Below are 19,688 nucleotides of genomic sequence, written 5' to 3' on the forward strand. Positions count from 1 at the left end.
GGTGCTCAATTCTATTTTCTCTTAAAAGCTGATCGGTAGCTTCAGTGTGATCTCGCTGTCGGGCGCATTTTCAGTGACGCCCACGTTGATCGTGACGCTCAGGGAGGTGCTGGGCGTTAGCCGTTGCGACAGACCGAACGAGAGTGAACCAATCTGTATTCGGTCAAAGTTGGCGGCGAACAGGTCGATGTCGCGTTCGTAGCGGGTCTTTTGAATGATGGATTGGTCATATCCGAGGCTGAACGACGTGCGTTCATTGAACGCGAAACCCATGCCGAAGCCAAAACGTATGACGTTACCCGGATCGATGGTCTTGCCATTCTCGAAGCCTTTGTCGTCCTTGAGGGTGTATACGTAACTTAGATTGCCATAGAGAACTGCCGGGTCGGAGGGGTAGATCAAGGACAACCCCGGCTCGACGGACCAGAACCCTGAGCCCGTGGGGCGCTCCGAAAGCTCAACTCCGATCGGGTTGCCTTGGCTGTCCCTGACGGTCTTTTGTTCAACGTCGTAAGGGCTGTCGCCGGTGGGAGCTTTGAGCCGAAGAGAGCCAATCACATAGGGCCACCCGTCCAGGCCATCGTTGAGTTGATAGCGAATGGAGGCTTCAATATCGCCCACGCCGCTGCCGGAGGATTCTCTCAACGTGTCTACAGGCGTACCTTGAAAGGCCTCTCGCTCTCTCAGGTCTTCGTGAATACTCAGATAAGGCACACGAAAGGATGCCTCTAAGCGACTGGTAAACCCGTACTTGAGCGATACAGCGCCGACAAAAATATCCCGTTGGACTTCCGAAATATTAATCAGCCCGACCAGCAGAGCGGGAATGACTGTATACCCTTCCACCGCAACCAGAGTGGATGTGCTGTGAGCATGGGAAAAGGCGGGTTCGATAATAAATCGTCCGGGCTGGGTCACGATTCCTCGGTCTGCTGTAATGGAGGCAATATCGGAGGCTTGCTCCTTTTCTTGTTCGGCCTTTTGAGGGGGAGCATTGGGGGCGCCCGGTGGCATTTGATGTTCCGGCCTGGCGAGGGTGGTCGTCGGCGATAGACACAAGCTGAGTGCGAGGAGGTATCCGGTATTGGTTTTCATGTGGCGTCTCCCTTGGGGGTGTGCTTTTCAATTAAGCGGTAGAGTGAGGCGCGGGATATTTTTAGAACGCGCGCGGCCTCAGATAGGTTGTTGTTCGACAAGCGAAGGCTGTAGATGAGTGCTTGGTGGTCGGCTTGGTCCCGAAACGCCTGAAGGCTTAGATTGGAGGGCTGATAGCAGCCGGCACGGGGTGGTCGTAGCCCTAGATCGCTCGGCTCAATGGTGGCTTGTTCGCTGAGAAGTACGCCCCGACGCAAGCGGTTTTGCAGTTCTTGCAGGTTGCCTGGCCACGAATGGTTGATCAGGCAGTGCATGGCAGCGTGACTGAGACGCTTTCGTGCCAGCCCAGGGAAAGACGCATCAAGCAAAGCGTTAGCGAGGGTTGGAATATCCTCACACCGGTCTCGTAAGGGGGGGAGCAAGACTTCAAGGCTACCCAGACGAAAATAGACATCACTTCGAAATAGCCCAACCGCTACCAGCTCTGGCAACGGTTGAGAGGTGGTCGCGATCACACGACCATCAGTCGAAATTTGTGTGTTGCTGCCGACCCGTTGAACTTGGCCTTCTTGCAGAAATCGCAGCAATGCCGACTGCTGTTCGAGGTGCAGTTCGTTAATTCCCGAAAATACCAGAGAGCCACCGTTTGCTTGTTCAAGCCGACCGGGGTGTGAATGCTGTGCGCTGGTGAAAGCACCTTTCTCGTAACCGAACAGTTCGCTTTGGGTGAGTGTGCTGGGCAGCGCAGCGCAGTTAACAAAGATCAGAGGGCCGGTGGCCCGTATGGAATGGTTGTGGATGAAACGGGCACCGGCGTCTTTTCCTGTGCTGCTTTCGCCCGTGATTAAAACCGGCTCCAGAGTGGCTGAAAAACGACGCAAAAGGCTGTGTACATGCCGTATGGCCGGAGAGCTTCCGAGCAGAGCCAAATCGCCGTAGTCATGCAGGTTTGCATGACTGGTACTTTCCATCATTGAAGCCATGCCCCAAAGATGACCGAGCACCGTGCTTAACCGTTGGCCGTCCACCGGTCGGGTATGAAAGTCAGAGCAATAGCGAACGATGAGGTTTGCGGTATAGGTTCTGTTGTCGGGTCGTTTGGGGGCAATGGCGACCCAGTAAATCATGCCCAAAGCTTCCAGCCAATTTTCCAATCGTGGCATATCGGCTTCGACGCCATCTGGGAGTTCTAGAATGCCGAGCTTGGTTCCATCGGGAATGTTCAGGTATAGCGAAACCGGTTGGCCAAAATCAAAATCGATCAGGGTCCAATGGGCTTGTAGCACGTCTCGAGCAGCGGTGCTGCTGTGTGCCGCTGACAACCAAACGAGCGGTCGCTTTTCCATAAGGGCGGTTCTCCGCAGGCGTGTGCCTTGGAAATCGGGTTGCCATCTTTATCCTGTTGTTTTTATCCAAAGTCAGCAGGTTGTGCGCCAGAAATGCGTTAAATGCTTCTATACAGACAGTTGCGAGGAGAGTACCGCACTATTTTATTGGCAACTGTATAAACCGCTGACACTTTTCGGTGTTGTTCTGGCCTGCCCGACAGGGCAGTCGGCTCTACTTTGCTGCGCTTTGTTGTATTCTGATAGGCAACTGGCAAAAGGAGTGCGCCGTTGAATATTGAACAAGGTACGGTTTTTTTAGTACTTGGAATTACTTTGGCCATGTTTGTCTGGAACCGCCTGCGTTTTGATGTGGTGGCCATGCTTGCGTTACTGGCGATCGCAGTTGCAGGCTTGGTGCCGGCCGCTGATCTTTTTGCCGGCTTTGGTCACCCTGCTGTGATTACTGTGGCTGCCGTTCTGGTGATCAGCCAAGGTCTGGTGAATAGTGGTTTCGTGGATGCCATCGCGAAGCTTCTGGGCAAAGTGGGGCAGAATGCTGTGCTGCAGGTGATTACGCTGACTGGGGTGGTGGCCTTGTGTTCGGCGTTTATCAATAACGTGGGTGCTCTGGCGCTTTTGATGCCGGTGGCCATCTGGATGTCTCGGAAGTCTGGTCGCTCTCCATCTCTGTTACTCATGCCGCTCGCATTCGGTTCGCTGCTGGGTGGCACCATCACATTAATCGGCACTCCGCCGAACATCATTATTGCCAGTTACCGCGAGGCTGGAACCTTTGGTTTGGTGGATTTCGCGCCAGCAGGGCTGGCCATCACGGTAGCGGGCATTGTGTTTATTGGGTTGGTGGGGTGGAGGCTGACGCCGAAACGGGATGACCCGGCTAGCGACGACAAGTTGTTCAATGTTGGCGACTATGTGACGGAGCTCCGGGTGCCGGAAGGATCCGACTATGCCGGTAGCACGCTGCATAACCTGCTGACCTCCGGAGAAGAAGATAAGAGCGTTGTGGTGCTTGCACTCATTCGAGACGAGCAAAGCTCTCCCGCACCCTCCTCATATCTGGTGTTACGGGAAGGTGATGTTTTGCTGGTGCAAGCCGACACGGAAAGTCTGCAGGAGTTCGTAGATAGCACCGACTTGGTGCTGGCGAATGCCGTCAAGGGCGACGAAGGGGCCAAAGAAGGGGAAGAGCAGGTCTTGAAAGGTCGGTCTCGCGAGGACAAAGAAGAAAAAATAGCGACTGGCGATGTCCGCCTGACCGAAGCGGTGATCACCCCTTCCTCCCAGCTCATTGGCCGAACGACGAACCGCTTCAACTTGCGAGAACACTACGGGCTGAACGTGGTGGCGATTGCTCGTCAGGGTCACCGGTTGACCCAGCGTCTGTCGAACACACGCTTCCAGTCCGGTGACATTCTGCTCGTGCAGGCGCACGAAAATAAGGTGATGGCCACGTTGCAAACACTGGGCTGCCTGCCCTTGGCGGAGCGGGAGCTGACGCTCGGGCGGCAGAAAAGTCTGTGGCTAGCCGGTGGTTTGTTCGTTGTGGCTATTGGTCTGATCCTTTCAGGCTTGCTTGCGCCACCGGTGGCGCTGGTCGCGTGTGCTGTGGCCATGGTGCTGGTGCGGTTACTGGATACCACTGAAGCGTATAAAGCGATTGATTGGTCGGTGATTGTATTGTTGGCGGCGATGATTCCGGTTGGCCAGGCGCTGGATGCTACCGGCGGGGCAGACCTTATTGCGGCTCAAATACTGGCGGTTGCCGAAGGTCAGGCTGGCTGGGTTGCGCTGACGATTATTCTGGTGGGCTCCATGCTGTTATCCAATGTGGTGAACAATGCGGCAGCAGCGGTGCTTGTGGCGCCCATTGCGCTTGGGCTGTCATACCAGCTTGACTTGTCGTCCGATGCAGCTCTGATGGGGGTTGCTGTGGGTACGTCGTGCGCGTTCCTGACGCCCATTGGGCACCAGTCCAATGTGTTGGTGATGGAGCCAGGCGGCTATCGGTTTGGAGATTATTGGCGGCTGGGGCTGCCGTTGTCTATCGTGGTCACGGTGGTGGCAGTCCCCGTCATCCTATGGGTGTGGACGTGACCGGGCTATGCCGATTATCGGTTTCGTTATCTGCGAGCAGGCCGAAAAAGATTGTTTCAACCAGTGTCGGGGCGATTTCGGCCAAAGGCCATTGTTCCGGTGCGGTTAACCATTGAAAAAACAGGCCCAGCATTTGCGTGTGTAGCAGATAGGCGGCCTGCTCAGGTGTGAGATGGGGGCGCAGGCGCTCTCTGTTCTCGGGTAATGCCATGATTTCGAAGAGTTGGTTGATCGCGCTGGCTGACAGCTCGCGGTGCCGGTTTAACGCCTGGTCGGATTCGTTACGGTGAAACAGGATGTAGTGGACCCGGAAGTAACGCTTGTCTTCGACCAGCTTTCTCAGTGCCAAAATACACACTTTTTTCAGGTTCTCTAAGCTACCGCTGCCGCGACTGGCACTCGCCAGCATTTCCTCCAGAGGCGCGCGCACCCGTTCAACCATGGCATCGAGAATGTCCTGCTTATTGCGGAAGTGCCAGTAGATAGCCCCCCGAGTCACGCCGGCTGTGGTGGCAATTTGTTCGAGCGAAGCACGAGCAACGCCTTTATCGATAAACACCTGTTCGGCGGCATCGAGGATAGACTCGCGTGTGGCTTCAGCTTCTGCTTTCGTTTTTCGTGCCATGATTCGGTAACTGTAGGGGCGGTATAAACCGTCATTATAACTGAGAATTGTTTACATACATACACGAATGAATGTATGTTAGTGTGCTAATTTTGCAGACCGCTTTAGCCTGTTTGGTTACCCGGATTGATCTTGCCTCGTGCTCAGGAGAACGCACATGACCATGGAATTATTTCACCGCCCAGTAGCCCGAGCGGGGCTGATCATCGCAGGCTTATCGACCTTGTTGGTTTTGGGTGGTTGTAGCAGTGAGGACAGTGCAGGCCAGCAAGGTGGTGGAGGCTTTCCGCCGGCTGCGGTGGTGGTGGAAACCGCTGAACTGAGTAATGCCACGGTGCGTCAGGACTATGCCGGCCGGGCACGTGGCGCGAGAGAAGTGCAAGTGCGTGCCCGGGTCAGCGGGGTGCTTGAAGAGCGGCTTTATGATGAGGGGCAAATGGTGCGAGAAGGTGATTCTCTGTTCCGCATAGACCCCAAGCCGGCAGAAGCTGCTTTCCAATTGGCAAAGGCCCAGCGTCAGGTGGCGGAAGCGAACTTGCGCCAGGCTGAGCGAGAATGGGCCCGAATTTCATCCTTGTATGAGCGCAAAGCGGTCAGTGAGCGGGATCGTGATTCTGCCGAGTCTGCGAGAGAACTGGCGGAAGCCAATCTCGCGGTTGCTGAGGCGGGTATGACCAAAGCGGAGCTAGACCGTGGTTACACCAATGTGACCGCACCTCTGAGTGGGGTGACCAGTCTAGAGGACTTGCCGGAAGGCAGTTTGGTGGATGCGGGGACCTTGCTGACTACGATTGTGCAGCTTGACCCGGTTCATGTGCGCTTCGCGTTGCCAGAAAACGACGCCAGTATTCGTCGTGCGGCAACGGAAGGCATGGCGCGTTCTGGGGATGCCCAGGATGTGACGGCTCGCTTGGTGTTGGCGAATGGCCAAGAGTATCCGTTGGAAGGCCGGATTGATTTTACCGCATCAACGCTTGACCCTCGCACCGGATCGGTTTCGGCGCGTGCCGTATTCCCGAATCCCGAGCAGGTGATTGTGCCCGGTCAGTTTGTGCGTGTGCGGGTTGAACTTCAGAATTTTGAGAACGTGATTTTGGTTCCCGAAGCTGCCGTCGCGGAGGGCCCAAAAGGGCCGATGGTGTACGTGGTGAATGATGAAGGCAAAGCTCAGGTGCGCGGTGTCGAGCTGGGACCAGTGACCAATGGCGAACAGATTATCCTGAGCGGATTGGAGGCCGGCGATCGATTCATTGTCAGTGGCCTGACCAATCTTCGCTCGGGGGCACCGGTAAACATGACGAATGAGAGTGCCGGGGAGGGCGCGAACTGATGTTGCGCACATTCATTGACCGGCCGATTTTCGCAACGGTTATATCGATCATTATTACCTTGGGGGGTGCGCTGGCACTGCTCGGATTGCCTGTGGAGCAATACCCGAACGTGGTACCGCCGCAAGTAGTGGTGGATGGACGGTTCCCGGGTGCAAGTGCCGATGTGATCTCCGATTCAGTCGTTGCACCTTTGGAGCAGGAAATCAACGGCGTTGACGACATGATTTATCTGGAATCCAGCGCAACCGATTCCGGCAGTTTCCGGATATCGGTATCATTCGAGATCGGAACCGATCCGGATCAGGCTACCATTAACGTCAACAACCGGGTGCAGCAAGCGCTGGCGCGACTGCCACAATCTGTTCGTAACCAGGGCCTGAAAGTGGAGGCTCGTTCCACCTCTATTTTGCAGGTGATTGCGCTGTCGTCTCCCGACAATTCGATGAGCGTGGTCGAGATTTCTAACTATGCCTTGCTGAATGTGCTGGATGAGTTGGTGCGGCTACCCGGTATCGGTAATGCGTCCTTGTTCGGCGCGCAGGATTACTCGATGCGAGTCTGGCTGCGGCCGGACAAACTCGCTCAGTATGAACTGACGCCAGGCGATGTGGCCAACGCACTTCTTGCTCAGAACGCCCAGTTTGCTGCGGGCCGGATCGGAGCTGAACCGGCACCCAAAGGCCAGGCATTTACCTTTAGTGTGTCTGCCCCTGGTCGACTGACCAGTCCGGAAGAGTTTGAAGAAGTTATCCTTCGCAGTGACGAACAAGGCGCGTCGCTGCGTTTGAAAGATGTCGCGCGCATTGAACTGGGTGCTCTGAATTACGACTTTGCGGCGATTTATAACGGCGGCGCGACCGTGCCGATGGGCGTGTATCTGCAGCCCGGCGCTAATGCTCTGGATGCCGCGGAAGCCGTGAATAAGGCCATGGAAGAAATCTCGGACCGGTTCCCGGAAGGGCTGGAATACAACGTTCCTTATGACACCACCCGGTTTATTGATATCTCCATTCAGGAGGTGTTCAGCACCTTCATTGTAGCGGTGCTTCTGGTGGTTCTGGTGACGTTTTTGTTCTTGCAAAACCTCAGTGCCACCTTGATACCGCTGATGGCCATTCCAGTGTCTCTGATCGGCACCTTTGCAGGTATGCAGGCGCTGGGCTTTTCGGTGAACCTGCTGACCTTGTTCGGGCTGATTTTGGCGATCGGGGTGGTGGTGGACAACGCCATCATCATTATGGAAAACGCCGAGCGTCTGATTAAAGAAAAGGGCATGTCGGCTTATGACGCCGCGGTCACCACCATTGGGCAGGTTTCAGGGGCGGTGATTTCATCGACTCTGGTGCTGGTGGCGGTGTTTGCTCCGGTCGCCTTCCTGGGCGGCCTCAGTGGTGAGCTGTATCGCCAGTTCGCGATCACCATTGCTGTGTCGGTGGTAATTTCCGGTATCGTTGCGCTGACGTTGACGCCTGCCATGTGTGCCATGTTGCTGGGCAAGGAGAACAAACAATTAACGGTGTTCCGTTGGTTCGATGCTGGCTTCGACAAGTTGACGGCAGGCTTCTCTCGTGTGGTGGACTGGTTGCTAAAACATGCGGTTGTCGGTGTGTTGCTGTTTGCGGCCATGTTGGCAAGTGTGGTGTTCCTGATGAACAAGATGCCGTCGGGACTGGTGCCACAGGAGGATCAGGGTTTTGTATTGGCCGCGTACGCGTTGCCTCCGGTGTCGGCCATGAGCCGGACGGAAGGTGCCCGGGATGAATTGGCCGAGAAGATGATGAGCCTGCCGGAAGTGAAAGAAGTGGTGTCCTTTGCCGGCTACGACATCATTTCCAGCGCGCTGCGAACTAACAGCGGCGTGGCGTTCGTGACGCTTGAAGATTGGGCCGAGCGTGAAGGTGATGGTCAGGGGGCCGCGGATATTGCCAAGAAGATCATGGGGATCGGTTTTGGCATGCCGGAAGCGTTCGTGATTGCCTTTACGCCACCGCCAATTCAAGGTTTGTCGACCACCGGCGGTGTGGAAGGCTACATTCAGGCTCGGGGTGGACGTACCCCGGCCGAGATCAAGGCGATGGCGGACAAGTTCACGGAGGCTGCGAATGCTCGCCCGGAACTGACGAATGCACGAGTAACGCTGGATACCGGAATTCCGCGCTACAAGGCGAACGTCGACCGTGAGAAGGCCCAGGCGGCCGGTGTGCCTATTGATCAGATCTTTACCACGATGCAGAGCACGTTTGGTGGTTTGTATGTGAACGACTTTACGCTGGAAGGTCGTAACTGGCAGGTTAATCTCCAGTCGGAAGGCGAGTTCCGTAGTCACCCTGGTGATCTGCGTAAGGTGTTCGTGCGCTCCAATTACGGTGAGATGATTCCGCTCAGTTCGCTGGTTGAGCTGGAACGTACCAGCGGGCCGGATATTCTGAATCGGTTTAACGTGTATCCAGCCGCCAAGTTGCTGGCAGACCCCGGCCCGGGTTATACCACGGGTGCGGCGCTGGCGGCTTTGGAAGCCGTGGCGGCTGAGCAGTTCGACCGGGATACGTTGGTGGGTTGGACCGGTGAAGCCTATCAGTTGCAGGATTCGGCAGATTCGGGCTCCATGGCGTTTGGCATGGGGTTGTTACTGGTGTTCCTGATTCTGGCGGCTCAGTATGAGCGTTGGGGTTTGCCGGTGGCGGTGGCAACGGCGGTTCCGTTTGGTGTGTTTGGGGCGGCGTTGGCTTCGTTGTGGCGCGGCTTCCCGAACGATATCTACTTCCAGGTGGGGCTGCTGGTGTTGATCGGGCTGGCGGCGAAGAACGCAATTCTGATTGTGGAGTTTGCGGCTCAGAACCGGAAGTCGGGTATGAGTTCGTTTGAGGCGGCGAGTATGGCTGCGCGTCAGCGTTTTCGGGCGATTATGATGACGGCGTTGACCTTCATTGTGGGGTCGTTGCCGTTGGCTTTCAGTACCGGAGCTGGTGCCGTGAGTCGTCAGGAAATTGGTACGGTGGTGGTTGGCGGTATGCTGGCGGCCAGCACGTTGGCGCTGTTTTTTGTGCCTTTGTTCTATAAGTTGATTGAGGACTTTGGGGATTGGCGCAAGCAGCGTAAGAAGGCCTGATCTTTGGGCCTGACTTTGGTCAGCTCTTTGTTAAGATCATTGAACCGCCGTGGGTCTCTGCCCATCGGCGGTTTTTTTGTCTGTTATGCTGTGAGTTGGGCACAGTGTTGGGGGGAGCCCTTCCAAAAACCGCTCCTGGTGGCACATCCATGTGGCGCTTCTGCTTCGCCATCCATGGCTACGCACATTTTTGGAAGGGCTCCCCCCAACACTGCTTCTCCAACCTTAGGAGTAACTTCTGTGAGTGGGCGCCTTATGACGGTCGAAGAAACGAAGCTGCAGATATTAGGAGAGCTAGAACTTGCCCGCTCCAGAACGGAGAGGCTCATCAATTCGTTATCTGACACGCAACTTGATGCTCCTTATCACCCGGGTGTGAATCCGCCGCTTTGGGAGATGGGGCATTCGGCGTTTTTCTATGAGGTGTTTGTTTTCAAGTTGCTGGATGGCACGGTGAGCTATAACCCGGCGATGGATGATCTCTGGGATTCGTTTCACGTTCAGCATCGCGATCGCTGGCGCCGGGATTTGTTTCCGGGGCGTGAGGATACGCTTCAGTATTTCAATACGGTTTATGACCGTGTGGCGGAGCGTATTCGTCGCTATGAGCTGACCGATCAGGCGTTGTATCTCTATCGCTATGCGATTTTTCACCAGAATATGCACATCGAGTCGTTGATTTGGTGTCGTCAGACGGTGGGTTATCCGGCGCCGCCGGATTTCCAAGGCGATCGGCCAGCACCTGGTGAGGGTGTGGCCGGGGATGTGGAAGTGCCCGCGGGGCGTTGGGTGATGGGTATGCCTGACGCTTCGGAGGCGTTTGCGGCGGAGGATTTTGCGTTTGATGCGGAGAAACCGCGGTTTGAGGTTGAGTTGCCGGGGTTTGTGATCAGTCGGTTGTTGGTGACGAATCGTGAGTTTCAGGCGTTTGTGGATGATAGCGGTTACCAGCGGCCGGAGCTGTGGTCGTTTGGCGGCCGGCAGTGGTTGGCGTCGGCTGCCGAGCATCCAGTTTATTGGCGATGTCACGAAGGGCAGTGGCAGGCGCGGTTGTTTGATCGGTGGTTGCCGTTGAATCCGGATGCGCCGGTGACGCATGTTTCCTACTGGGAAGCCGAGGCTTGGTGCCGTTGGGCCGGTCGGCGTTTGCCGACGGAATATGAGTGGGAAGTCGCCGCTCTGGGGAATCGGCCGGGTGAGGTTTTTCAGCGATACCCCTGGGGAAATGAGGCACCGGACGGGTCCCGGGTGGATATGAATGGTCGGTCGATGGCTTGGAATCCGGTGTTTGATTATCCCGCGGGTGAGAGTCCTTTCGGGTGCCGGCAGATGCTAGGGTCGGTGTGGGAATGGACCAGCGATCAGTTCCTGCCATACGACGGGTTCAAGGTGGATATATACCCGTTTATGTCGACGCTGCAGTTCGGAGACCACAAGGTCACTCGCGGGGGGAGTTGTGCCACAACCTCGAGCTTGATTCGTGGCACTTATCGACAGGCTTATTTGCCCCAGAGAAGCGATGTTTTTACCGGCTTCCGTACTTGTGCGTTACGTTGACGGATTTGAGCCTGAGAGCTTTGCCTCGGGCTCGGGTATTTCGGGGGCTATTTGTTGCAAGTGGCTGGCCAGAGCAACCCCGGTTTCACTCATGGTGAGATAGGCTTCATTCGCACCGGCCTCGCGAATGCGTTCGGCTTCGTCTGAGAACATGGTGTGGGCCACAATGTAACCGGTGAATCCGAGTTTTCGCAGCATGCGCGCAGCGATCAGTTTGGCTTCTATATCGCCCATGGCAAGAATCACGGCTTCTACCGAGGGCATATGCAGCGCTTCCCAGAAGGTGTTGTCTTCGGCATCGGCGTAAACCACATTGCGCCCTTGCTTCTGGTGTCGGGACACTTTGGTTAAATCGGAGTCCAGGGCCATGAGTCTTGCTTCTGACGCACTTAAGGCATCATAGGCGGCGGTTCCCGTTCGGCCCATGCCCATGACCAGCACCCGGGTGTCACCCAGAGAAATCGGGAGTTCGTCAGGATGCCGCCGGTCTTTCTCAAACGGCACCAGGCGGTGACTCCAGCGCTCATAAAGCGGATGGGCCAGCCGGTTTATCGGTGCGGATATCAGAAACGATAGAGCGACCGACAAGGCTAATGGCACCAACCATTCGGGCAGGGCAATGCTGGCGACAATTAGGCCGAACTCGCTGTAATTGGTGAGCGCCAACGAGGTCAGGAAGCTGCTGCGTGCCCTTAGCCGGAAGAGCAACATCAGGAAGAAGAACAGAATGCCTTTAAGGGGAAGGATCAGCGCCGCAACAAGCGCGAAAATCACGGCATCTTTGCCCGGTAAGCCGTCAATGCCGATTTTCAGAAAGAAACCGACCAGAAAGATCTCTTTGACACTCCACAAGGATTTAGCCAGTTCCTGGCTTCTGGGATGATTTGCCAGAATAGCGCCGAAGACCAGAGCGCCCAGTTCCGAACTGAGTCCCACCGCCTGAAATCCCAAGCCGCCCAGCACCAAGGCCAGCAGGAGGCCTAGCAGAACCAGCAATTCTTCGTGGCCGCTTGCGTCCAGAAGTTTGTACAGAACGGGGCGAAGCAGGGGCAGGCCAAACACGATCAGCGCCCATTGAGAGGGGGTTTGCCCGGCAGCCAGACTCATCACTACCAGCGCAATCAAATCCTGCATGATCAGGATGCCGATCGACACGCGCCCGTGGAAGGCGCGGAGTTCTCGCTTGTTTTCCAGTACCTTGGCGGCGAGCACGGTGGAGGAGAATGACAGGGCGATCGCCAGCATCAGAGCGGTATACCAGGTGACCTCCAGAATCAGATAGATACCGGGTGCGAACACAAGGGCGGTGACGGCAAAGTGCAGCAGGCTGCCGCCAATTACTTCCGGGCTGATGACCGATTTCAATTTCAACTTGAGCCCGACGGTAAACAGCATGAGCAACACGCCCAGATGGGCAATGTGATCGAGTACCGCGGTGGGTTCCGGCGAAATGGGGATGGACGGGTGGGCCGCCATGGCGCTGAGGATAAAGCCCGCGCCCAGATAGCCAATTAACGGCGGCAGGTGCACAGTCTTGATTAACAGGCCGAGGCCAAAGGCAAAAGAAATCCAGATAGCTTCAGGCATGAAAGACCCTTACCGGGTAGTAAAGTAAGAAGGCTACCTTGTTTTCTCCCCGCGTTGAAGTCGATTTAAAGCTAAGGTGCTGCCATTTGATCTTCGTCTGCTTTGCGCCAGTGAAGCAGGGAGGATTCGAGAAACAGGCTGCCGGCTTTTTTGAGGGCCACCATCATCTGCGGGTGCCTACTGCATTCAATATAACGGCAGTTTCAATAAAAAGCCCGGTCAATGACCGGGCTGACGATGCGTGTGAACGGCGTTACAGGTTAGCCTTGTTCACGGGCGATGGCCCGGTACGCAATGTCCTTACGGCAGAATACGCCGTTCCACTCAACTTTGGCCGCCAGTTCATAGGCGCGTTGCTGAGCTTCGGTGACGGTGTTGCCGAGGGCTGTGGCGCAGAGTACGCGACCACCGTTGGTCACAACCTCGCCATCTTTCAGGTTGGTGCCAGCGTGGAAGACTTTCTCGCCTTCAACTTCGGTTTCCGGCAGGCCGGAGATCACGTCACCTTTGTTGTAGCTGCCCGGGTAACCGCCTGCCGCGAGAACGATGCCAACAGAGGCGCGTTCGTCCCATACGGAATCACATTGGTCGAGCTTGCCATCAACGGCGGCTAGAGACAGTTCAACGATGTCAGACTTCATGCGCAGCATGATCGGCTGAGTTTCCGGATCACCGAAGCGGCAGTTGAACTCGATCACCTTGGAGGCACCGGAAGCGTCGATCATCAGGCCGGCGTACAGGAAACCCTTGTAAGGGTGGCCTTCTGCTGCCATGCCGTTAACGGTCGGCATGATCACTTCGTCCATAATGCGCTGGTGCACATCGGCTGTGACCACCGGAGCGGGGGAGTAAGCGCCCATGCCGCCGGTGTTGGGGCCGGTGTCGCCGTCGCCGACTCGTTTATGGTCCTGGGAGGTGGCCATCGCCAGGACGTTCTTGCCGTCGACCATAACGATGAACGAGGCTTCTTCGCCGTCCAGGAACTCTTCAATGACCACGCGGCTGCCGGCATCGCCAAAGGCGTTGCCAGCCAGCATGTCGCGAATGGCGTCTTCGGCTTCTTCCAGAGTCATCGCAACGATGACGCCTTTACCCGCGGCCAGGCCATCAGCCTTGACCACAATCGGCGCACCTTTTTCACGAACGTAAGCGAGGGCTTCGTCGACGTCGGTAAAGTTGGCGTAATCGGCGGTCGGGATCTTCTGGCGAGCTAGGAAATCCTTTGTGAAAGCTTTGGAACCTTCAAGCTGGGCTGCTCCGGCACTGGGGCCGAAGATGCGTAGGCCGCGATCTTCAAACTTGTCGACCACGCCGGCAACCAGCGGGGCTTCCGGTCCGACGATGGTGAGGCCGACATTGTTCTGTTCGGCAAAGTTGGCCAGTCCGTCCAGATCCATTACGTCCAGATCGACGTTTTCCAGACCGGGCTCGCGGGCGGTGCCGGCGTTACCCGGTGCGACAAAAACCTTGTCGGCCAGCGGGGACTTGGCGGCTTTCCAGGCCAGTGCGTGTTCACGACCGCCACTGCCGATAATCAGAATGTTCATGTTGTGCTCCTGAATGCTTGGATCAGTGACGGAAATGGCGCATGCCGGTGAAGACCATGGCGATGCCGTGTTCGTTGGCTGCGTCGATCACTTCCTGGTCGCGCATGGAGCCACCCGGTTGAATCACCGCGGTGATGCCGGCGGCGGCGGCGGCATCGATGCCGTCACGGAACGGGAAGAATGCGTCGGAAGACATGACCGAGCCTTTGACTTCCAGACCTTCGTCGGCGGCTTTGATGCCGGCGATTTTGGCGCTGTATACGCGGCTCATCTGGCCGGCACCAACACCGATGGTGCGACCGGCTTTGGCGTAGACGATGGCGTTGGACTTAACGTATTTGGCCACTTCCCAGGCAAACAGCAGGTCGTTCAGCTCTTCTTCGGTGGGCTGGCGGTCGGTAACCACTTTAACGTCTTCCATCGCTACCATGCCCAGGTCGCGATCTTGAACCAACAGGCCGCCGGTGACGCGCTTGTAGTCCATGGTCTTGGCGCGGTGGCTGTCAAATTCACCACAGGCCAGCAGACGAACGTTCTTCTTGGCGGACACAATGTCTACCGCTTCCGGAGCAACGCTGGGGGCAATGATGACTTCCACAAACTGGCGATCGACGATGGCCTGAGCGGTCTTGGCATCCAGTTCACGGTTGAACGCGATGATGCCGCCAAAGGCCGAGGTCGGATCGGTGGCAAACGCCAGATCATAGGCCTGCAGAATGTCGGCACCAATGGCTACGCCACAAGGGTTGGCGTGCTTAACAATGACGCAGGCAGGGTCTGCAAATGGCTTCACGCATTCCAGTGCGGCGTCGGTATCGGCAACGTTGTTGTAGCTCAGCTCTTTGCCTTGCAGTTGCTTGGCAGTGGCGACGCAAGCTTCACGCGGGTTGCTTTCGGCATAGAAAGCGGCGCGTTGGTGCGGGTTTTCGCCGTAACGCATGTCCTGAACCTTCACAAACTGGGCGTTGAAGGTGCGAGGGAAGTCGGCGTTGTCGTTATCCGGTGTGCGTCCGCCCAGGTAGTTGGCGATGGCACCGTCGTAACCGGCGGTGTGTTCGAAGGCTTTGACCGCCAGATCGAAACGGGTGTTGTAGGTCAGGTCACCGTCGTTTTCTTCGAGTTCTTTCAGCACGCGGCTGTAGTCGGAAGCGTTCACCACAATGGCAACGTCGTTGTGGTTTTTAGCCGCGGCGCGAACCATTGTCGGGCCACCGATGTCGATGTTTTCGATGGCCGTGGCGAGATCGCAATCCGGGTTGGCAACGGTGTCTTCGAACGGATAGAGGTTCACCACCACCATATCGATCGGGTTAATGCCGTGCTCGGCCATGATGGCGTCGTCGGTACCGCGACGGCCCAGAACGCCACCGTGGATCTTCGGATGCAGGGTTTTCACCCGGCCGTCCATCATTTCCGGGAAACCGGTGTAGTCGGACACTTCGGTGACCGGTACTTTGTTTTCCTGTAGCAGTCGGAAAGTGCCGCCAGTAGAGAGCAGCTCTATACCGCGTTCGGTCAGGGCACGGCCGAAATCGACGATGCCAGTTTTATCACTCACGCTGATCAGGGCGCGACGGACGGGGGTGTTAGCCTGGTTTGCCATGGTTCAGTTTCTTCGCTGTTCAGATAAGCCGGGGGTAGCCTGAATAAAAGAACAAAGGCCTCGCGAACGAATCCGGGAGGCCCTTGTGGATCGAGTCTGATTATAGCAGACCGTATTGCTTCAGTTTCTTGCGCAGGGTTCCGCGATTCAGACCAAGCATGGTGGATGCCTTGGTTTGGTTGTTGCGGGTGTACTTCATTACCTGCTCGAGCAGCGGCGCTTCAACTTCAGAGAGCACCAGTTGATATACATCGGTGACGGGTGCTCCGTCCAGTTGCGCGAAGTAGTTCTTCAGGGCAACTTCTACGCTGTCGCGCAGGGTGACGCTATTGCCGCTGCCGTTTACCGTGTGCAACTGATGCAGTTCATCGTTGGCCGGGGTGCTCAGATTATCGTGTGCCAAAGTCTCAGCGGTCATGCTGCGAATACCTCTCCATTTCGTAAGCGTGCAAAGTACTGTGCGATGCTGTCTTTTTGCTCCAATGGATCTTCGATCCCATTGAAGCGACTGCGGAACTGTTTGCTTTCATCGTGGGACTGCAGATACCAGCCCACATGTTTTCTGGCGATACGCACGCCCATCTTTTCCCCGTAGAAGCTGTGCAGCTCGACTAGATGCTCCAGGAGAATCTGCTCGACTTCATTCAGGGGCGGAGCCGCAAGGTGTTCGCCGGTTTCCAGAAAGTGCATGATTTCCCGGAAAATCCATGGACGGCCTTGCGCGCCTCTGCCGATCAGCAACCCGTCAGCGCCGGTATAAGTCAGCACATGTCGGGCTTTCTCTGGTGTGGTGATGTCGCCATTGGCAAATACCGGAATACCGACGCTGGCCTTCACTTCGGCTATGGTGTCGTATTCGGCATCGCCCATGTATTTATCGGCTCTTGTACGGCCGTGTACTGCGAGGGCCTGAATGCCTGCGTTTTCCGCCATTTTTGCAATTGTTTTGGCGTTGCGGTTGTCGCGATCCCAACCCGTGCGCATTTTCAGTGTCACCGGAATATCGACGGCATTTACCACCGCTTCCAGAATTTCCTGAACCAGCTTTTCGTCTTTCATCAGGGCCGAACCCGCGGCCTTGTTGCAGACTTTCTTGGCTGGACACCCCATGTTGATGTCGATGATCTGGGCACCAAACTCGGCGTTTTGCCGCGCGGCATCGGCCAGCATGTCCGGGTCTCCGCCGGCAATTTGCACTGACCGGGGTTCTGGTTCGCCCTGATGGTTCATCCGGGTACGTGATTTGCGCGTATGCCAGAGCTTGCTGTCCGCTATGACCATTTCTGATACAGCCAAACCGGCACCCATCCTTCGGCACAACAACCGAAACGGGCGATCTGTTACACCGGCCATTGGTGCAACTATCAAAGGGTTGGGCAGGGTGTACGGCCCGATTTTTGCCGTTGGCAGCATGATCTGAGTCCGTGTCACAGCGGGTTTAGCAAGGTTCGGTTATCAGTCGTTGCTCAAAATCTGATCGACTGTTTCCCGAAGGGCGGTAATGATACCGCCGGGGGCAGTTTGATTGAAGGGATAAATGGACGAAAAAGTTGATTATTTTTCGCGCTTTCTGGTTGACTTTTGCTCTACCGGCTGCAGGCTGCTGCTGAGGCTTTCGGGACCTACGGCCGGAAGAGCAGGTTGTAGTTGACCGCATCGCGTCCGGGGTCGCGAATCCGGATGGCAATCTTTATCGGAGTATCCGCAGGCATGTTTTCGAGGGCCTCCCCGTCACCGGCAAGGTATTCGTCGGGGCTGAAAATACTTTGAGCCACGACGTCGCCATTGAGGTTGGAAAACGTCAGAGCGATGGAGGGGAACGGTTGCTCGAAATTGGCGCGATTGATGATAACCGCATCAACAATCAGCTGGCTGCGGTTGTCCGGATCTGTTCGAACCACAAGTTTCCGGCTTTGTATGGCATCGACATTAACTAGTGGCTGGAGTTTGCAGCCGGCCAATTCGCAGCCTTTCTCGTAAAAGGGGCGCAGCTGAGGGATGGCCGACAGCCGATCAAACTGGAACCAGGTAGCCTGTGCGATCAGCAATCCGAGCAGCGCCAGGATAATCAGACTCCACAGTGCGGTTCGAAGACGGCTGCCTCCAGCACCGACCGAGACCGGATCTCGGCGTAAATCCTGATACAAGGTGGCTGAGCTTTGGTCCGGGTGAGTCCGATTGATGAGAGGGTCGCCCAAACGATTGGCACTTTCATTTAACGGGTCGTCGCTGTCCGTTTGTTCTTTGTTCTGGATTGCGGATGCGGAACTGGCTGATGCTTTTTCAGGCTCAGGCTCAGGCTCAGGCTCAGGCTCAGGCTCAGGCTCAGGCTCAGGCTCAGCGGGGTAATCGGTGGGTATCGCTGGATGATCATCAGAAAGCATGGCTTCAGCCCAGCTTTCATCCACCCTTGCGTGGCTTGGATCCTGTTCGTCTTCCGAAAAGCTCTCGTTGTTGCGATCGTCGACTGAGCGAAAGCTTTCGCTCAGTTCATCGTCGGAAAACGTTAGTTTGTTGCCCGCGTAAAGCCCTTCTTCCGCATCTTCTTCGGGGTTGTCAGCAAAAACGAATTCGTCTTCAATCACGCTGCTGCGGGTGTTCTCCCGGATGGAGTCTTCAGATGGCGAGGATTCGGGGTGCGTGTCAGCGGAGGGAATTGTGCTGACACCGGCGGGCGTTATTTGGTGTTCTTTCGCGTTAAATATGCCCATGCAGTTGCCGCAGCGAACTTTGCCTCCGGCGACACTGAGCTGTTCGTCAGTCACCCGAAAACGGGTTTCGCAATCTGGGCACTGTGTTTGCAGGCTGCTCTGGGTCATGCTGTTATCCTGAACGCTTAGTCACTGCGTGATTACTAGGAACCACGCAGTTTAGACGTAAACGTTTGATTCGTCACTCGCCCTTGCGCCTTCCTGTGAGGCGGATCCACTCTTCTTTCTGTTCGGGTTCGTCCATGATGAACCAAGGTTCGTAGGCTTCCATCACTTCCCGGGCCTGATTCGACAGAATGCCCGAGAGTACCAGGCTGCCACCTGTGCGAGTCAGGGCGGCCAATCGGGGCGCCAGACCAATCAACGGTTGGGCCAGAATGTTGGCGAGCATGACATCCGCTTGAGTGTCGGGATCACTGCCGGGTAAATACAGGTCAAGCCGATCATCTTCAACGCTATTGCGCCGAGCATTCTCCCGGCTGGCTTCCAGAGCCTGCGGGTCGGTGTCCACACCAATAACGTGGTTGGCACCCAGAAGCAGGGCTGCAAGGCCTAGAATGCCGGAGCCGCAGCCATAGTCGATCACTTGTTTGCCTTCAACGTCCGCACCATCAAGCCATTGTAAGCAAAGGGCGGTCGTGGGGTGCGTGCCAGTGCCGAATGCGAGGCCCGGGTCCAGAAGCAGGTTGGCTGCGTCCGGGTCTGGCGCTTCGTGCCAGCTGGGAACAATCCAGAGCCGCTCACCAAAGCGAAGCGGATGGAAGTCGTCCATCCAGGCTCGCTCCCAATCCTTGTCTTCGACCAGCGTGACCTCAATTTCCGCAAGCGTTTGCTGAGTTTGCTGGTGCCAGGCATTCCGGATATCAGAGCACAGTTGGTCGATATCGCGGTCTGATTGAAACAGACCGGTTACGGTGGTTTGGCTCCATAAGGGCGTTGTGCCCGGGTCCGGTTCGTAGAGGGGTTGGTCGGCGGCGTCTTCCATGGAAACGGCATCCGAACCCATTTCCATAAGCAGGTCTTCCAGCTGATCCGCATTGTCGGGATCAGCTGGAATCTGGAGTTGTATCCAGGGCATGG

The 19,688-nt window shown here is 56.3% G+C and carries 14 protein-coding genes; 4 read left to right on the forward strand and 10 right to left on the reverse strand.

Translation table 11 applies throughout. The features are described 5' to 3' along the window. Positions 1-21: 21 nt before the first annotated feature. A complete protein-coding gene (locus VOI14_RS08465) occupies positions 22-1,095 on the reverse strand; it encodes a transporter (protein ID WP_323751607.1) in 1,074 nt (357 codons plus the stop codon). Further along, the gene (locus VOI14_RS08470) at positions 1,092-2,441 is read right to left on the reverse strand and encodes a sigma-54 dependent transcriptional regulator (RefSeq protein ID WP_323751608.1); all 1,350 of its coding nucleotides are present in this window, start codon (positions 2,439-2,441) and stop codon (positions 1,092-1,094) included. The genes VOI14_RS08465 and VOI14_RS08470 overlap by 4 nt, the downstream gene beginning before the upstream one ends. A 270-nt stretch (positions 2,442-2,711) precedes the next feature. Between VOI14_RS08470 and VOI14_RS08475 the strand changes: the two genes are divergently transcribed. Next, on the forward strand, positions 2,712-4,538 hold the full coding sequence (locus VOI14_RS08475) for an SLC13 family permease (RefSeq protein ID WP_323751609.1): 1,827 nt from the start codon (positions 2,712-2,714) through the stop codon (positions 4,536-4,538). On the opposite strand, the gene VOI14_RS08480 is transcribed toward VOI14_RS08475, so the two are convergent. After that, positions 4,516-5,163 (reverse strand): TetR family transcriptional regulator, encoded by a 648-nt coding sequence (locus VOI14_RS08480; RefSeq protein ID WP_323751610.1) that lies wholly within the window; start codon positions 5,161-5,163, stop codon positions 4,516-4,518. The two genes, VOI14_RS08475 and VOI14_RS08480, sit on opposite strands and share 23 nt — an antisense overlap. Positions 5,164-5,320: 157 nt before the next feature. On the opposite strand from VOI14_RS08480, the gene VOI14_RS08485 reads away from it, so the two are divergent. The 3 genes from VOI14_RS08485 to senA all read left to right on the forward strand — a co-directional run bounded on the left by VOI14_RS08485 (position 5,321) and on the right by senA (position 11,160). Further along, complete coding sequence (locus VOI14_RS08485) at positions 5,321-6,493, forward strand: efflux RND transporter periplasmic adaptor subunit (RefSeq protein WP_323751611.1); 1,173 nt, start codon at positions 5,321-5,323, stop codon at positions 6,491-6,493. Next, positions 6,493-9,603 carry a multidrug efflux RND transporter permease subunit gene (locus VOI14_RS08490; protein ID WP_323751612.1) on the forward strand — a complete coding sequence of 1,037 codons (3,111 nt, stop codon included), beginning with the start codon at positions 6,493-6,495 and terminating at the stop codon, positions 9,601-9,603. Before VOI14_RS08485 ends, VOI14_RS08490 begins: the two co-directional genes overlap by 1 nt. A 255-nt stretch (positions 9,604-9,858) precedes the next feature. Beyond that, positions 9,859-11,160, forward strand: a complete 1,302-nt coding sequence (senA, locus tag VOI14_RS08495; protein ID WP_416361402.1) for a selenoneine synthase SenA — start codon at positions 9,859-9,861, stop codon at positions 11,158-11,160. On the opposite strand, the gene VOI14_RS08500 is transcribed toward senA, so the two are convergent. The 7 genes from VOI14_RS08500 to prmA form a co-directional block, all read right to left on the reverse strand. Then, positions 11,152-12,747, reverse strand: a complete 1,596-nt coding sequence (locus tag VOI14_RS08500; RefSeq protein ID WP_323751614.1) for a cation:proton antiporter family protein — start codon at positions 12,745-12,747, stop codon at positions 11,152-11,154. The two genes, senA and VOI14_RS08500, sit on opposite strands and share 9 nt — an antisense overlap. Positions 12,748-13,007: 260 nt before the next feature. Further along, positions 13,008-14,294 carry a phosphoribosylamine--glycine ligase gene (purD, locus tag VOI14_RS08505; RefSeq protein WP_323751615.1) on the reverse strand — a complete coding sequence of 429 codons (1,287 nt, stop codon included), beginning with the start codon at positions 14,292-14,294 and terminating at the stop codon, positions 13,008-13,010. 22 nt (positions 14,295-14,316) lie between these two features. After that, positions 14,317-15,897 (reverse strand): bifunctional phosphoribosylaminoimidazolecarboxamide formyltransferase/IMP cyclohydrolase, encoded by a 1,581-nt coding sequence (gene purH / locus VOI14_RS08510; protein WP_323751616.1) that lies wholly within the window; start codon positions 15,895-15,897, stop codon positions 14,317-14,319. Between the two features lie 100 nt (positions 15,898-15,997). After that, entirely contained in the window at positions 15,998-16,315 is a 318-nt protein-coding gene (fis, locus tag VOI14_RS08515; RefSeq protein ID WP_133007327.1) for a DNA-binding transcriptional regulator Fis, read from the reverse strand. After that, on the reverse strand, positions 16,312-17,310 hold the full coding sequence (dusB, locus tag VOI14_RS08520; protein ID WP_416361398.1) for a tRNA dihydrouridine synthase DusB: 999 nt from the start codon (positions 17,308-17,310) through the stop codon (positions 16,312-16,314). The genes fis and dusB overlap by 4 nt, the downstream gene beginning before the upstream one ends. Before the next feature lie 209 nt (positions 17,311-17,519). Beyond that, complete coding sequence (locus tag VOI14_RS08525) at positions 17,520-18,716, reverse strand: DUF3426 domain-containing protein (RefSeq protein WP_323751617.1); 1,197 nt, start codon at positions 18,714-18,716, stop codon at positions 17,520-17,522. Between the two features lie 73 nt (positions 18,717-18,789). Next, a complete protein-coding gene (gene prmA, locus VOI14_RS08530; RefSeq protein WP_323751618.1) occupies positions 18,790-19,686 on the reverse strand; it encodes a 50S ribosomal protein L11 methyltransferase in 897 nt (298 codons plus the stop codon). Positions 19,687-19,688 lie beyond the last annotated feature (2 nt).

The sequence above is a fragment of the Marinobacter sp. genome, assembly GCF_034669625.1.
In the GTDB taxonomy this organism is placed as follows: Bacteria; Pseudomonadota; Gammaproteobacteria; order Pseudomonadales; family Oleiphilaceae; genus Marinobacter.